At 62.5% G+C, this 15,706-nt stretch carries 12 protein-coding genes and 1 tRNA gene; 5 read left to right on the top strand and 8 right to left on the bottom strand.

Translation table 11 applies throughout. The annotated features are described in order from the left end of the window. Window positions 1–370: 370 nt before the first annotated feature. The 5 genes from AB7M25_RS17835 to AB7M25_RS17815 all read right to left on the bottom strand — a co-directional run bounded on the left by AB7M25_RS17835 (window position 371) and on the right by AB7M25_RS17815 (window position 7,043). Window positions 371–1,657 (bottom strand): FAD-dependent oxidoreductase, encoded by a 1,287-nt coding sequence (locus AB7M25_RS17835; protein ID WP_454237744.1) that lies wholly within the window; start codon window positions 1,655–1,657, stop codon window positions 371–373. 3 nt (window positions 1,658–1,660) lie between these two features. After that, window positions 1,661–3,238 carry an aldehyde dehydrogenase (NADP(+)) gene (locus tag AB7M25_RS17830; RefSeq protein WP_454237743.1) on the bottom strand — a complete coding sequence of 526 codons (1,578 nt, stop codon included), beginning with the start codon at window positions 3,236–3,238 and terminating at the stop codon, window positions 1,661–1,663. Between the two features lie 185 nt (window positions 3,239–3,423). Beyond that, window positions 3,424–4,371: a dihydrodipicolinate synthase family protein gene (locus AB7M25_RS17825; RefSeq protein WP_007980532.1), complete on the bottom strand. Its 948-nt coding sequence runs from the start codon at window positions 4,369–4,371 to the stop codon at window positions 3,424–3,426. A gap of 53 nt (window positions 4,372–4,424) precedes the next feature. Then, window positions 4,425–5,351, bottom strand: a complete 927-nt coding sequence (locus AB7M25_RS17820; protein WP_454237742.1) for a 4-hydroxyproline epimerase — start codon at window positions 5,349–5,351, stop codon at window positions 4,425–4,427. A gap of 45 nt (window positions 5,352–5,396) precedes the next feature. Then, on the bottom strand, window positions 5,397–7,043 hold the full coding sequence (locus AB7M25_RS17815; protein ID WP_429389813.1) for an APC family permease: 1,647 nt from the start codon (window positions 7,041–7,043) through the stop codon (window positions 5,397–5,399). A gap of 189 nt (window positions 7,044–7,232) precedes the next feature. On the opposite strand from AB7M25_RS17815, the gene AB7M25_RS17810 reads away from it, so the two are divergent. The 3 genes from AB7M25_RS17810 (at window position 7,233) to AB7M25_RS17800 (ending at window position 12,250) form a co-directional block, all read left to right on the top strand. Next, on the top strand, window positions 7,233–8,009 hold the full coding sequence (locus AB7M25_RS17810; RefSeq protein ID WP_454237741.1) for a helix-turn-helix domain-containing protein: 777 nt from the start codon (window positions 7,233–7,235) through the stop codon (window positions 8,007–8,009). 95 nt (window positions 8,010–8,104) lie between these two features. Beyond that, complete coding sequence (locus tag AB7M25_RS17805) at window positions 8,105–8,485, top strand: RidA family protein (protein WP_116582778.1); 381 nt, start codon at window positions 8,105–8,107, stop codon at window positions 8,483–8,485. A gap of 1,776 nt (window positions 8,486–10,261) precedes the next feature. Then, entirely contained in the window at window positions 10,262–12,250 is a 1,989-nt protein-coding gene (locus AB7M25_RS17800) for a peptidase U32 family protein (RefSeq protein WP_102702707.1), read from the top strand. Between the two features lie 41 nt (window positions 12,251–12,291). On the opposite strand, the gene AB7M25_RS17795 is transcribed toward AB7M25_RS17800, so the two are convergent. Continuing rightward, window positions 12,292–12,867: a hypothetical protein gene (locus AB7M25_RS17795; protein WP_454237740.1), complete on the bottom strand. Its 576-nt coding sequence runs from the start codon at window positions 12,865–12,867 to the stop codon at window positions 12,292–12,294. Between the two features lie 111 nt (window positions 12,868–12,978). Then, a complete protein-coding gene (locus AB7M25_RS17790; protein WP_429389824.1) occupies window positions 12,979–13,407 on the bottom strand; it encodes a hypothetical protein in 429 nt (142 codons plus the stop codon). Between the two features lie 322 nt (window positions 13,408–13,729). Between AB7M25_RS17790 and AB7M25_RS17785 the strand changes: the two genes are divergently transcribed. Further along, window positions 13,730–13,804, top strand: a tRNA-Gln gene (locus AB7M25_RS17785). A 150-nt stretch (window positions 13,805–13,954) separates the two neighbouring features. Here AB7M25_RS17785 and AB7M25_RS17780 read toward each other — a convergent pair. After that, window positions 13,955–14,617 (bottom strand): glutathione S-transferase family protein, encoded by a 663-nt coding sequence (locus tag AB7M25_RS17780; RefSeq protein WP_454237739.1) that lies wholly within the window; start codon window positions 14,615–14,617, stop codon window positions 13,955–13,957. 156 nt (window positions 14,618–14,773) lie between these two features. On the opposite strand from AB7M25_RS17780, the gene AB7M25_RS17775 reads away from it, so the two are divergent. Further along, complete coding sequence (locus tag AB7M25_RS17775) at window positions 14,774–15,706, top strand: GlxA family transcriptional regulator (protein WP_454237738.1); 933 nt, start codon at window positions 14,774–14,776, stop codon at window positions 15,704–15,706.

Raw genomic sequence — 15,706 nt, 5'->3', positions numbered from 1 at the left:
CGGGGAGGAGTGGGGGCAAGCTTAAATCAGCCAAACATTGGGAAAAATTCATATGTTTGTAGGCTGACTTCTGGATTTTTAAATGTTTGCCGGGGGCCGCTGCGCGGCCCAACGGGGGCAAGCCCCCTCGCCACAGGGCTCGTGTTTAAAGGGCGTCAGGGTTACTTCATGAAAGCTACAAGACCTTGCGCCGTTGCCTGCGGTTACCGATCCGACATCCCCCTGGGAAAGCCCCGATTCAAAAAAAACTCCACGAAGCCGCCGTGGGTCGCGCAATGCCCTGCTTGTGATGAATGACCCCAGGCAAGTCCCCCCTGTTCGCCCACCCTTTGCCCTGTCGGCAAGGGGCCCGTGCCGGCTGTCGTTGAACTCAGAATCGATCCAGCCGGTACGGCGCCGTCGCTGGCAGGCTGTGGGGCTGGGTGTCGGTCAAGGGCGAGGCCATTTGCGCGATCATCTCTGCCGTGACCGCCGCCTGGGTCAACCCCAGGTGCTGATGGCCGAAGGCAAGCAGGACCTTGCCGTCGCACACCCGGTCGATGATCGGCAGGGAGTCGGGCAGGGAGGGGCGGAAACCCATCCATGGCGTCGCTGCTTCGGCACTCAGGTCGCGTTTGAACAGGCCTTTGCTCAGGCGATGCAACTGCCAGGCGCGCTCCATGGTCGGCGGGCACTCCAGGCCGGCGAATTCAACGGTGCCGGCCAGGCGCAGCCCGTCTGCCATCGGCGTCATGATGAACTTGCGCTCCAGCGACGTGACGGCGAACGGCAGGCGCCCGTGTTCGTGGGGCAGCATCAGGTGATAGCCGCGCTCGGTGTCCAGCGGCACCTTCTTGCCGGTCAGCGTGGCCGTGAGTTTCGCGGAATGCGCGCCGCAGGCGATCAGCACCTGGTGGCTGGAGAGCCGGCCTTGATCGGTGATCAACGACACGCCGTGTGCATTCAATTGCCCGCCCTCGACCCGCAGCTTGAGGAACTGCACGCCGCTGCTTTTAGCGGCGCGGACCAGTTCGCCGACCACCCGGAAAGGATCGAGAAAATGCCCGGTGCGCGGGAAGAACAATCCACCCTGGATCTGCTCGCTCAGTTGCGGCGCCGCATCGCGTACCGCCTTGGCCTGCCAGAAATCCACCGGCACCTGCTGCTGGCGCATGCGCACCTGTAGCGCCTCGATGGCCTGTTGCGAGTCGGCGCGCTCGAACACCAGCAACGAGCCGTCTTCTTTCATCAGTTCGGGACGGTCGATTGCCTGCAGCAAGCGGTGCCAGGCACCCAGGCTGCTTTCATTGAGCGCGCGGATGCCAGCCACGGTGCGCTGGAACGGTGCCGGGCGCAGGTTCAGCAACAGGCGTGCGAACCAGGGCAAGGCCCGGGGCATGTATTTCCAGTCCAGGCGCAGCGGGCCCATCGGGTCCATGAGCATGGCCGGCAGGCGTTTGAGGATGGACAGGTCGGCGATGGGGAACACCTGTTCCGTGGCCAGGTGCCCGGCATTGCCGAACGAGGCGCCACGGCCAGGCTCCTGTTGATCGATGACCACCACCCGCCGGCCCTGGCGCGCCAGGCGCAGGGCGCAAGCGACGCCGATGATGCCGGCGCCGATCACGGCAACGTCCGCCACTGTATTGGGGCTGTTGAAAAGGGAGTCGTTGGACATGGCCTAGGCTTCTCTCTGGCCGTCGAGCAGGCGACGCAACTGCAACGGATTGTCGTGCTTGAGCGCGGCCGGCAGCAAGGCGTCCGGGAAGTCCTGATAGCAGACCGGGCGCAAGAAACGCAGGATGGCGGCGGTGCCGACCGAGGTGCTGCGCGCATCGGATGTCGCCGGGAACGGGCCGCCATGGACCATGGCGTCGCACACCTCCACCCCGGTCGGCCAACCATTGACCAACAGGCGCCCGGCCTTGCGTTCCAGGGTCGGCAGCAAGGCGCGGGCGCTCTCCACATCGCCGTCGTCCAAGTGCAGGGTGGCGGTCAATTGACCTTCAAGCTGTTCGATGACCTGGCGGATTTCCTCGTCGCTGGTGCATTGCACGATCAACGATGCGGCACCGAACACTTCCGCCTGCAACGCCGGGTTGTCGAGAAAGTCACGGGCCTGGGTGACGAACAGGTGGGCCTGGCACTGGTTAGGTGTTTCGCCCCTCAGGCCGGTGGCCACCGATTGCGCGTGCGCATGCTCGAGCAACGCACCGACTCCGGCCTCGTAGGCGTTGAAAATGCCGGGCGTGAGCATGGTCTGCGCCGGGCTGCGTCGTACCTGATCCGCCGCTGCATGGAGGAAGTGCTCAAGCGCCGGGCCCTGGCGGGCAATCACCAGACCTGGGTTGGTGCAGAACTGGCCGGCGCCTTGGGTGAGGGAGGCGACGAAACCTTGCGCCAGCGCTTCGGCTCGCGATTGCAGGGCCGCCGGGAACAGCAACACCGGGTTGATCGAGCTCATTTCCGCATACACCGGGATCGGCTCTGGACGCGCCTGGGCTGCGCTGCACAAGGCCATGCCACCGCTGCGCGAGCCGGTAAAACCCACGGCCTTGATGCGCGGATCGCTGACCAGGGCGATGCCCACTTCGCGGCCGGAGCCGAACAGCAGCGAGAACACGCCTTCGTGCAGCCCGCACAGTTTGACGGCGCGAGCCAGCGCTCGGCCCACCAGTTCACTGGTGCCGGGGTGCGCGCCATGGGCCTTGACGATCACCGGGCAACCGGCGGCCAGCGCCGACGCGGTGTCACCACCGGCGACCGAGAAGGCCAGGGGAAAATTGCTGGCGCCGAACACCGCTACCGGACCGAGCGGTACCTGACGCTGACGCAGGTCCGGGCGGGGCAGGGGTTGGCGTTCCGGCAGCGCGGAGTCGACCCGTACATCCAGCCATTCACCGGCTCGCACGGTGCGGGCAAAGATGCGCAGCTGCTGGCAGGTGCGGACGCGTTCACCCTGGATGCGCGGGCGTGGCAGGCCGGTCTCGACCATGGCGCGGTCGATCAACTCATCGCCGAGGGCTTCGATTTCGCTGGCGATGGTTTCGAGGAATTCGGCGCGGGCGTCCAGGGATGTCGCGCGATAGCTGTCCAGGGCACGCCACGCCAGGGCGCAGGCCTGTTCGACGTGTTCGCCGCTGCCACCGTGATAGGCCGGTTCGAGGGGCAGATCAGTGGCCGGATCAATGCCGCGGATCGCTTCGCGGTTGCCGGAGATGGCCTGCTGGCCGATCAGCATGTTGCCTGTCAGAGTCATGGTGTTTCCTTAAAAAAATTGGGCGGATCGGTCAGCGAAACAACGGGGGCTCCACGGGTTAATGCCGATCGAGACCCCTCGCCACAGGTTGATCAGCGCTGGTCGAGCCTCAACTGATCGGCATTAGGCTTCATGGGACGAAAACAAAGGCGGCGCACCTCGGCACGCCGCTGTACAGCCGGATGTCAGGCGAAGTCCTGCTCCGCCGACCACTGCTCGTACCACTGGCGGAACAGCGCGTACTGGTTCTCGGCATAACGACGCTGGGCATCGCTGAGCGCATCGGTTTCGTTGAAGTGCAGGCTGTATTCCTTGTCGCCGTTGAGCACCATCAGGTGCTTGTAGTAGAGCACCAGGTCGCAGCCCTCATCGAAGGACGACAGCACGGCGAGTGCCGACTCCAGCTCCCGGGCCTGGCGACGGGCCTTGGCATCGCCCTTGGCCGCTTGTTTGCTCAGGGCCACCAGGCGCAACACTTCGCGCGGCAGTGCGTTGCCGATGCCGGTGATGGCGCCGGTGGCGTTGCAGTTGACGAAGCCATGCACCACCTGGGTGTCGACACCGACCATCAGGGTCACGTCATCGTCCTTGGAGGTGATGTGTTCGGCCGCATAGCGCAGGTCGGCCGCACCGCCGAATTCCTTGAAGCCGATCAGGTTCGGGTACTCGCGGCGCAGTTCGAAGAACAGGTCGGCGCGGGTGGCGAAGCCGTAGTAGGGGCTGTTGTAGATCACCGCCGGCAGGCCAGGAGCGGCCTGGAGGATCGCGGCGAAGTGGGCTTTTTGCGCGGTGGCCGAAGCGCCGCGGGACAGCACGCGTGGGATGACCATCAAGCCATGGGCGCCGACCTTGGCCGCGTGTGCCGCATGGGACACCGCTTCGCGGCTGTTGACGGCACCGGTGCCGACGATGGTTGGCACGCCAGCGGCCACCAGGCGCGCCACGCCTTCCTGACGCTCGGCTTCGGTCAGCAGCGGCCAGTCGCCCATGGAGCCGCAATACACCACGGCGCTCATGCCGATGTCGATCAGCTCGCGACCCTTGGCCACCAGTGCGTCGAAGTCCGGCTTGCGCTGGGCGGTGCATGGGGTCATCAGGGCAGGGATGCAGCCAGTGAAAATGTTATCGCTCATTGTGTTGTCACTCCTTGAAGCGTTCATTCAGATTTAGGGAAGAGGCGTGGGGCTTAGATGCCCCACGCAAAGGGATCCTGCTCGTCGATCAGCAAGGTGCTGTCGGCGGTCATGTAGGCGCGGCCGGTGATGAACGGGATGATGCGTTCGCCTTCCCATTCGAAACGGCCGACGAACTGGCTGGCGGTGATGCTGGCCTGGACCCAGCGTTCACCGGCGGCGAGTTTTCCGTCGGCCGCCAGGCACGCCAGTTTTGCGCTGGTGCCGGTGCCGCAGGGTGAGCGGTCGTAGGCCTTGCCGGGGCACATGACGAAGTTGCGGCTGTCGGCGTGGTCGTCCTCGGCGAACAGTTCGATGTGGTCGATCAGCGCGCCGTCTTCACCGTGGATGCCCTGATCCTGGAGGGCCTTGAGCATGGCCCAGGTGTACTCGGTGAGGAACTCGACGTTGTCCATCTGCAACGCGTGACCGTGGTCGGACACCAGGTAAAACCAGTTGCCGCCCCAGGCGATGTCGCCGTAGACACGGCCATGTCCGGGCACGTCGACCGGCACCTGGTGGCGGTAGCGGTAGGCGGGCACGTTGCGCAGGGTGACGTTGCCGTCCTCGTGCAGCGTGGCGCTGATCGGGCCGACCGGCGTATCGATCTTGTGCTCGCCGGGCTGGATGTGACCCAGGTGATGCAGCGAGTTGACCAGGCCGATGGTGCCGTGACCGCACATGCCGAGATAACCGGCGTTGTTGAAGAAGATCACGCCGCAGGTGGCGTCCGGCGACACCGGTTCGCAATACAGCGCACCCACCAGCACATCGTTGCCACGGGGCTCCAGCAGGCAGGCGCGACGCCATGGGTCATGCTGCTCGCGAAAGGTGTCGCGCTTCTCGGCCATGGTCCGGCCAGCCAGCTGGGGCAAACCCGACATCACCAGGCGAGTCGGCTCGCCACCGGTGTGGGAATCAATGACATGTACTTTTTTCATAAACCTTCCTAGTGGAAAAACTCAGAGGTTTTGCAGGCCTGAATTTCAGCGAGAGGTCTGCACGGACGCACCGATCGGGCGCTGGCCTGTGGCCGTGCCGCTGTAGACGGGAATGACTTCTTCTTCACCGTCCTCGGCATCCAGGCGAACCAGATGCGCCGGCACGCCGGTGGCCGCGCCCCAGTAGTAGATGCCCATCGCACAGGCCGCTACGACCAGGGTGTCAAATGGATGGGTGAGTACGCCCATGCCGCCAAAACTGCCAAGCCAGGACAGCACGATGGTCACGGCATAGAAGCCGATCAGCCATGCCGAAGAGCGCACCTGCTGGGCCAGGCTCAGGTGTTGGGTCGGTACGAAACGACCGCACAGCAGGTACACCACGAACATCAGGATCTGCAGGCCGAGCAGCCAGGACACGGTGCTCCAGCCCGACCAGTAGACGATCAGTGCGGCGATGATGAATGACAGCGGGCCGAGGACACCCATGCGCTTGACCTTGAACGGTCGCGGCATGTCCGGCGCATTGCGCCGCAGGGCGGCCACCGACACCGGGGCAACGGCATAGCTCAGCACCAGCGCGGCGGAGACCACGTTGATCAGGGCTTCCCACGAAGGGAAAGGCAGGGTCCAGAACACCGACAGGGCAAAGGTCAGCCACAGCGCCGGACGCGGGATGCCGGACTTTTCGTCAATGCGGGTGAAGACCTTGAAGAAGGTGCCGGTCTGCGCCCAGCCGTAGATCACCCGTGGGGTGGCGTTCATGTAGATGTTGCCGCAACCGCTGGGGGAGATCACCGCGTCGGCCACCACCAGATAAGCCAGCCAGCCCACACCCAATGCCAGGGCGATGTCGCGGTAGGGCAGGGCCAGTTCCTTGGCCACACCGGCCCAGCCGTTGGCGAGCATTTCGGTGGGCACGCCGCCGAGGAATGCCACTTGCAACAGCACATAGATCGCGGTGGACAGCAGCACGGAGAGGATCAGCGCAATGGGAATGGTGCGTTGCGGATTCTTCACTTCGCTGGCCACCGAGATGATCGGCGTCAGCCCCAGGTAGGCGAAGATGATGCCGCCGGCGGACACCGCCATCTCGACACCGGACAGCCCGAACGGCATGAAGCCCTGGGACTGGAAATTCTCCGGTTTGAAGAAGGTGAACAGCACGCCGATCACCAGCAGCGGCACGATGAACTTGAACATACTGATCAGGTTGTTGGCCTTGGCGAAGGTTTTCACGCTGTAGTAGTTGAGCATGAAGAACAGGCACAGCAAGCCGAACTGCACCAGCCAGCCAAGCGCCGTCGGATTGCTGGAACCGGCCTGGGTCAATGCGGGAAACCACGCCGCGGCGTACTGGCGCGCGGCGACCACCTCGATGGCCACCAGGCTGGAAAACGCGATCAGCGTGATGAAGCCCATCAGGTAACCCAACAGTGGGCCGTGGGAGTAAACCGGGTAGCGAATCACACCGCCGGCACGGGGCAATGCGGCGCCGAGTTCACAGTAGACGATGCCCAGCAGCAGCACCGCAAAACCGCCCAGCAGCCAGGAAAAGATCCCCGCCGGCCCCGCGATGGCGGACACGTGACTGGCTGCGAACAGCCAGCCGGAACCGAAGATGGCCCCCAGTCCGATAAACGTAAGGTCTATCAACGAAAGTTGTTTTTTGAACTTGCCTTGGCCTGACATGGCATCGCCTTCTTGTGAGTTATTGGATAGGCAGGTGTGCACTTCAAATCGCCCCCCTTTCGGTTTTGCCGGGGAGGGCGGTGGCCATAGAGTGAACTTGGCGGCGTGCTCGCGATTGATGTTTTGCTTGGGTGTCGATGACGAAATCAGCACAATGGGAACTGTCTGATTTTTGCGAGGGGCCGGTGGATGACTCAGGATGCGTTTGCGCTGTTGTGCCAGGGCGACGACTCGAACCGCCCCGAATCCATCGAGCAACTGCTGGCCGGCGTTGCGCTACTGCTGCCCATGCTCGATGTCATTCCGAATGCGGCGATCTTCATCAAGGATGTGCAGGCGCGCTATGTCATGGCCAACCGCACACTGGTGCAGCGTTGTGGCCTGAAGCAGCTCAAACCCTTGCTGGGGAAGACCAGCGCCGAGGTGTTTCCCGAGCAATTGGGGCCGGGTTACACCGAGCAGGACCGGCGGGTGCTGGAGCAGGGGTTTGTCCTGGAAGACCAGCTGGAGTTGCATCTGTACGGCAGTCGCGAGCCGGGCTGGTGCCTGACCCATAAGCGACCCTTGTATAACCGCCGCAATGAAATCATTGGTCTGGCGGGGATCTCGGTCGACCTGCAATCGGCCAGCGACACGCACCCGGCGTACCAGCGCCTGGCGGCGGTGGACGAACACATTCGCGCGCATTTCAACCGTCGCGTCACCCTCGGCGAGCTGACACGCATCGCCGGGATTTCCGTGGCGCAACTGGAGCGCTACTGCAAGCGCGTGTTCCACCTGACGCCACGGCAGATGATCCAGAAGGTTCGCCTGGAGCATGCGCATCGGTTGCTGCACACCGACCTGCCGATCACCGACGTCGCCCTGCAATGCGGCTACACCGACCACAGCGCCTTCACCCGGCAGTTCAAGGCCTTGACCGGCTTCACCCCGCGCCAGTACCGCCAGGCCACCGGTCTTGAGTAGCCGAGCGCTGCGCATTAGCGACGCGCCCGGAATGGCCCTGTAAACTGGCGGCGCAAAAGGCGCTCGCCTTACCCTTTCAAGCAAGAGAACTTCCAATGGCAAACCACGACCTGACCTTTACGCCTGACCTCGATGCCGATTCGATTTCCTCCGACGTCGTCGGTTTCGCCGGTGTGCTGGTCTCGACCCAGATCCCGACCCGCGCCGACGGCAGCCTGGAACTGGGCGACATCACCCTGCAAAGCGAATGCACCCTGCAAGCGCTGAAGGTTGCGCTGGAACGTGCCGGCAGCTCCATGGACCGCGTGATGCACCTGACCATCTACCTCACCGACATGGCCGACCGCGCCGCGTTCAACGAGGTCTACAAGCGCTACTTCGCCAAACCGTGGCCGGTGCGCGCCGCTGTCGGCGTTGCCTCGCTGGCGGTGGAAGGCATGCGCGTGGAAGTGACCGCGATGGCGGCCAAGGCCTGATCTCGGCAACACACAAAAGCCCTGAGGGCTTAATTTGTGGTCAACGCCGATCAAATGTAGGAGCGAGCTTGCTCGCGATGAACATAAGGGCGACGCGTGCATACAGAATGCCCGCGTCATCGTTAACGTCCATCGCGAGCAAGCTCGCTCCTACAGGGATTGAGGCTGGCCAGGCCTGCCCGAAACGCCACCCGGCAGCATACGGGTGCCGGTCAGGCGAGCAACACACAAAAGCCCTGAGGGCTTAATTTGTGGTCAACGCCGATCAAATGTAGGAGCGAGCTTGCTCGCGATGAACATAAGGGCGACGCGTGCATACAGAATGCCCGCGTCATCGTTAACGTCCATCGCGAGCAAGCTCGCTCCTACAGGGATTGAGGCTGGCCAGGCCTGCCCGAAACGCCACCCGGCAGCATACGGGTGCCGGTCAGGCGAGCAACACACAAAAGCCCTGTGGGCTTAATTTTTGGTTAACGCCGATCAAATGTAGGAGCGAGCTTGTTCGCGATGAACATAAGGGCGAGGCGTGCATACAGAATGCCCGCGTCATCGTTAACGTCCATCGCGAGCAAGCTCGCTCCTACAGGGATTGAGGCGGGTCAGGCCTGCCCGGAACGCCACCCGGCAGCATACGGGTGCCGGTCAGGCGAACAACACACAAAAGCCCTGTGGGCTTAATTTGTGGTTAACGCCGATCAAATGTAGGAGCGAGCTTGCTCGCGATGAACATAAGGGCGACGCGTGCATACAGAATGCCCGCGTCATCGTTAACGTCCATCGCGAGCAAGCTCGCTCCTACAGGGATTGAGGCTGGTCAGGCCTGCCCGAAACGCCACCCGGCAGCATACGGGTGCCGGTCAGGCGAGCAACACACAAAAGCCCTGTGGGCTTAATTTTTGGTTAACGCCGATCAAATGTAGGAGCGAGCTTGCTCGCGATGAACATAAGGGCGAGGCGTGCATACAGAATGCCCGCGTCATCGTTAACGTCCATCGCGAGCAAGCTCGCTCCTACAGGGATTGAGGCGGGTCAGGCCTGCCCGGAACGCCACCCGGCAGCATACGGGTGCCGGTCAGGCGAGCAACACACAAAAGCCCTGTGGGCTTAATTTGTGGTTAACGCCGATCAAATGTAGGAGCGAGCTTGCTCGCGATGAACATAAGGGCGACGCGTGCATACAGAATGCCCGCGTCATCGTTAACGTCCATCGCGAGCAAGCTCGCTCCTACAGGGATTGAGGCTGGTCAGGCCTGCCCGAAACGCCACCCGGCAGCATACGGGTGCCGGTCAGGCGAGCAACACACAAAAGCCCTGTGGGCTTAATTTGTGGTTAACGCCGATCAAATGTAGGAGCGAGCTTGCTCGCGATGAACATAAGGGCGACGCGTGCATACAGAATGCCCGCGTCATCGTTAACGTCCATCGCGAGCAAGCTCGCTCCTACAGGGATTGAGGCGGGTCAGGCCTGCCCGGAACGCCACCGGGCAGCATACGGGTGCCGGTCAGGCGAGCAACACACAAAAGCCCTGTGGGCTTAATTTTTGGTTAACGCCGATCAAATGTAGGAGCGAGCTTGCTCGCGATGAACATAAGGGCGACGCGTGCATACAGAATGCCCGCGTCATCGTTAACGTCCATCGCGAGCAAGCTCGCTCCTACAGGGATTGAGGCTGGTCAGGCCTGCCCGAAACGCCACCCGGCAGCATACGGGTGCCGGTCGGGCGTTTCGCCGCTACAATGCACGCCTCGACCGTGACAAGCCTGACTAAAAAAACTATGTCTTTGCCCAAACATCACCTGGAATTGCTCAGCCCTGCCCGCGATGTCGCCATCGCCCGCGAGGCTATCCTGCATGGTGCCGATGCCGTGTACATCGGCGGCCCGAGCTTCGGCGCCCGCCACAACGCCTGCAACGAGGTGAGCGAGATTGCCGAATTGGTGGAATTCGCCCGTCGTTATCACGCGCGGATCTTCACCACCATCAACACGATCCTGCACGACAACGAACTGGAGCCGGCCCGCCAGCTGATCCACCAGTTGTACGACGCCGGCGTCGATGCGCTGATCGTCCAGGACCTGGGTGTGATGGAGCTGGACATCCCGCCGATCGAACTGCACGCCAGTACCCAGACGGACATCCGCACCCTGGAGCGGGCGAAGTTCCTCGATCAGGCCGGTTTCTCGCAACTGGTGCTGGCCCGTGAGCTGAACCTCAAGGAAATCCGCGCCATCGCCGACGAAACCGACGCGGCCATCGAGTTCTTTATCCATGGCGCGTTGTGCGTGGCGTTTTCCGGCCAGTGCAACATTTCCCACGCGCAGACCGGGCGCAGCGCCAACCGTGGCGACTGCTCCCAGGCTTGCCGCCTGCCGTACACCCTCAAGGATGAAAAGGGTGGCGTGATCGCTTACGAAAAGCACCTGCTGTCGATGAAGGACAACAACCAGAGCGCCAACATCCGCGCGCTGGTCGAGGCGGGCGTGCGCTCGTTCAAGATCGAGGGCCGCTACAAGGACATGGGCTATGTGAAGAACATCACCGCCTACTACCGCCAGCGTCTCGACGACGTCCTCGAAGACCGCCCGGACCTGGCCCGCGCCTCCAGCGGCCGTACCGCGCACTTCTTCCTGCCCGACCCGGAAAAGACTTTCCACCGTGGCAGCACCGATTACTTCGTTACTGACCGCAAGATCGATATCGGCGCCTTTGACTCGCCGACCTTCACCGGTCTGCCGGTGGGTGTGGTCGAGAAAGTCGCCAAGCGGGACATGCAGGTCGTGACGCACGAGCCGCTGTCCAACGGTGACGGTCTCAACGTGCTGGTCAAGCGTGAAGTGGTGGGTTTTCGCGCCAACATCGCCGAACCCAAGGGCGAATTCGAGGAGGACGGCGAGAAGCGTTATCGCTATCGCGTCGAACCTAACGAGATGCCGGAGGGGATGTACAAGCTGCGCCCCAACCATCCGCTGAATCGCAATCTCGATCACAACTGGCAACAGGCGCTGCAACGGACCTCGGCCGAGCGTCGCATCGCCCTGAGCTGGGTCGCTCGCCTGCGTGAAGAACAGCTGGAACTGACCGCGACCAGCGAGGAAGGCATCAGCGCCAGCGTCACCCTGGCCGGCCCGTTCGGCGCGGCCAACAAGCCGGAGCAGGCGCTGGAGCAATTGCAGGATCTGCTCGGCCAACTGGGTACCACCCAGTACCACGCCATCGACATCAAGCTGGATGCGCCGCAGGCGTTCTTCATCCCGAACTCGCAGCTCAAGGCCTTGCGCCGCGAAGTGATCGAGGCCTTGACCCAGGCGCGGGTCGCCGCCCACCCGCGCGGCAGCCGTAAAGCCGAAACCACGCCGCCGCCGGTGTACCCGGAGTCGCACCTGACGTTCCTGGCCAACGTCTACAACCAGAAGGCCCGCGACTTCTATCACCGCCATGGGGTCAAGCTGATCGACGCCGCCTACGAGGCCCACGAGGAAGCCGGCGAAGTGCCGGTGATGATCACCAAGCACTGCCTGCGTTTCTCCTTCAACCTGTGCCCGAAACAGGCCAAGGGCGTGACCGGCGTGCGCACCAAGGTCGCGCCGATGCAGCTGATTCACGGCGATGAAGTGCTGACGCTGAAGTTCGATTGCAAGCCATGCGAAATGCACATCATCGGCAAGATGAAGGGCCACATCCTCAACCTGCCGCAACCGGGCAGCGTGGTCGGCCACATCAGCCCCGAAGACCTGCTCAAGACCATCCCGCGCGCACCGCACTGAGTGACCGGCGAGCGCGCCGCAACGGCGCGCTCGCCTGTTGTTCAATACCCCGTGTAATTGAAGTAAACGACTGCCACGGCAACTGCGAGGCCAAAGGCTGCCAGGGCTTTTGCCTGTGCGCTTGCCTGGAATTCACTCGACGCCTGCTCAAGGGGATGCGCGTACGCGGTGGGGTCCTGGCGGCGCTGCCGCATGGCCCGATAGCTGTAGCGCAAGCCAATCAGCAGGGAAATGGCGATCAGGCCGAGGATCAGCCTGCGTATCGGCGGTTTTCCAGTGGCGGCCAGGCTGCCCTCGTGTTCACAGGCCGGACTCCCGAACTCCACCACGGAAATCGGTTGGTAGACCGCGGGGGACTGCTTTGCATCTTGCAGCGCCGCCATCTGCTCCAGATCCATTGCCTGATACTTCCACAGTGTCGACGATCCTTCCCGGCAGTAAGTGAACGCAACGGGGCTCGAGGCGCCGATGATGCACGCGTCATTGATGCCGATTTTTTTCAGGGTTTGCGTCGCAGACCGTGTGAAGTCCAGTTCGAGGACAGGAATGACGCCGTTGGCAGACACCGCGACCGACACCAGCAGGCCCGCCATGGCGCAGAGGGTTGATATTTTCAAGGTGTGGGCGTCCTCGTTTGTAGTTTTTTTTGTTTTAAACGCGGAGTCGGGTTACAGCCTGTTCTTGCTGGAGTCTAGACGCTGGCGACAAACCCGCAGCGGCAGTCGTTGCTATCCACAGGTCTCGAGGACAGCTTTTTCAGCTCGTTTGAATTCCTGTTTGATGTCGGTGGGGATGCGTTGCTTTTTGAGTTCCTGGCCGAGGAAGGGTTGATCGCTGCGGGAATGGACCTCGGCGTCTTCGGCCGATATCTGTGCTTCGATGGCGGCGGCGTGTTTGTCGATGACGGCATTGACCTCGGCTTCGTTCCTGGCCGTATCAAGTGCCAGGACCAACTGGCCGGCCTCGGCTTTTTCGGCCTCGGCATAGGCTTCGACCGTTAATCCGGAGGCCAGGGCTCGCGCCTGGGTTTCCAGGCCGTTGAGATGCTCCCGGGCGGCCCTGCAGACCGCTTCCTGTCGCTGGCTCTCGATGTGTTCCCAGGTGTTCAGTCCATAAATCGCGGCCCCGACCACCAGGATGGTTGCAAAGGTGCCCATCAGTTTGCCTTTCACATTTTGCGCCCTCAAATGGCAAAGGAGGGGTGTTGAGCAAACGATTTCCGATTCCATCCCCTAAAGGAAAAGCGTAGCAGACGTGATCGGGCCGAATGTGCGTCGAGCACTTCCCCGGGACTTGGCTGAACACTAAGCATCTGTTTTAAAAAACAAATTGTTTTATTGGGGCTTCCCATGCGAGGCAAAAGTTGGTAAATTGCCGCCCACTCTTGCACAGGCCCTCAGGGAGCCTCTCACGCAAGCAGGCAACATCGCTTGTTGCCACTCAAGAAAGCGAGTGCCTGGCACTCATCGCTACAGATACAGGGGCGTCGCCAAGCGGTAAGGCAGCAGGTTTTGATCCTGCCATGCGTTGGTTCGAATCCAGCCGCCCCTGCCATTTTTTCTTCCTGCTCAATCAGAAAACACTCGGCCGACGGTTGTTGTTCGTCGATTCGCCGGTTTTTTGCGTTCGTTATTCATGTTCCGGATGTTCCCTCGCAAACCAGCGTGCAGCCAAGGCTCGCGCAAGGTCTTTGTGCGCGAGCCTCTAGCGAAAGCGCTCCGGGATGGCCTCGGCAAACGGATACCAGGCAAACCAGGGCCGTGCCTCGTCGATCACCCGCTTGACCGAGGGCCTTTCGGTCAACCTGTCGAAATAGGCGTTCAAGTGGCGATGCTCGTCGGCAAAGGAGACGAGGGTGCTGGCATAGAACAGCGCCGGGGCGGCGGCGCAATCGGCCATGCTGAATGCCGGACTGGCCACCCAGGTGTTTGCCGCCAGTTGCCGTTCAAGCAGGCCGTATGCCGTTGTCAGCGCGGCGCGCTCGCGGGACAGGTCGCCGTTGGCGGCGTTCAGGCGGTCAGCGACGATCTTCTGCATTGGCACCTGGACGTGGAGGTCGAAAAAGCGATCCCACAGCCGCACTTCCAGGGCGGCTTCCCAATCGTGCGGAATCAGGTGTGCCTGGCCGGCATGGAGCCGGTCCAGATATTCAATGATCACACTCGACTCCGGCACGTTCTTTTGCCGGGTGTGATCGCGAAGCACCGGAAACTTGCCAATCGGCCACAGCGCTTGAAGTTCGGCCCGGTCGGCGTCGTTGCCCAGGTCGATGACCCTTTTTTCAAACTCGATGTCCAGTTCATAGAGGGCGATCAGTGCTTTGTGGCAGAACGACGAGAGCGGGTGGAAATAAAGAGTCAGTGACATCCTTCCATTCCTCGGTGAGATGCAAACCGCTTCATTATCCGTCGCCATCGGCCAATGCGCGAGGCGCTCCATCATGATGTCCGGTGCGGGCTGTTCGGGTTAGAGTGCAGATCCTGGCCTGAATATCAGGCATGCCACGTTCAGGGACATAGCGCCATGCACCAGATCGGACTCATTGTTTATCCCGGTTTTCAGGTTCTGGGGCTGGCCATGTGTGCCGCCTTCGAATTGGCCAACAGTGCCGGTGACGAATCCTTGTACCGCATCGCCTTGTTGTCCGAGCCGGGTGGCCTGGTGCAAACGTCCGCCGGTTTTGCTGTGCAGACCGAAGCGTTCGACCAGCGCGCGTTCGATACGCTGCTGGTCCTGGGCGACAACCTGATCCGCCCGACCACTGCGGGCATGCTGGCGTTTTTGCGCCGCGCCAGTCACGGCACCCGACGCCTGGGCTCGATTTGCACAGGGGCGATTGCTTTGGCGGAGGCCGGTTTGCTTGACGGTCGGCGGGCGACCACCCACTGGGCGCATGTGCCGGCCTTTCGCAAGGCGTACCCGAACGTGAAGGTCGAGCAAGACCGGATCTTCGTCAATGATGGTCATCTGTGGACGGCGGCGGGCATGAGCGCGTGCGTGGACCTGGCGTTGGCGCTGGTGGAGCAGGACCTGGGCGCCGACCTTGCACGCAAGGTGGCGCGGCAATTGGTGGTGTACCACCGGCGTTCCGGCGGACAGTCGCAGTTTTCAGCGATGCTGGAACTGGCCCCCAAGACCGATCGGATTCAGGCCGCGCTGAACTACGCCAGGCAGAATCTCAAGTCCGCGCTGTCGGTCGAGGAGCTGGCCAGCGTGGCCAATCTCAGCCCCCGGCAATTCAGCCGGGTGTTTCATGCCGAAACCGGCCAGTCTCCGGCCAAGGCCATCGAACGCCTGCGGGTCGAGTCGGCCCGGTTGATGATGGAAACCGGACGGCACTCCATCGATGTGGTGGCGACGGACACCGGTTTTGGTGATCGGGAGCGGATGCGTCGTGCTTTCATTCGTGCCTTCGGGCAGCCGCCGCAGGTGATCCAGCGCGCAAGTCGGGGTTGA

This window comes from Pseudomonas sp. AP3_22 TE3818 (assembly GCF_053628995.1).
The sequence above is the reverse complement of the archived record's forward strand: the minus strand, read 5'-3'. Positions and strand labels throughout refer to the sequence as shown.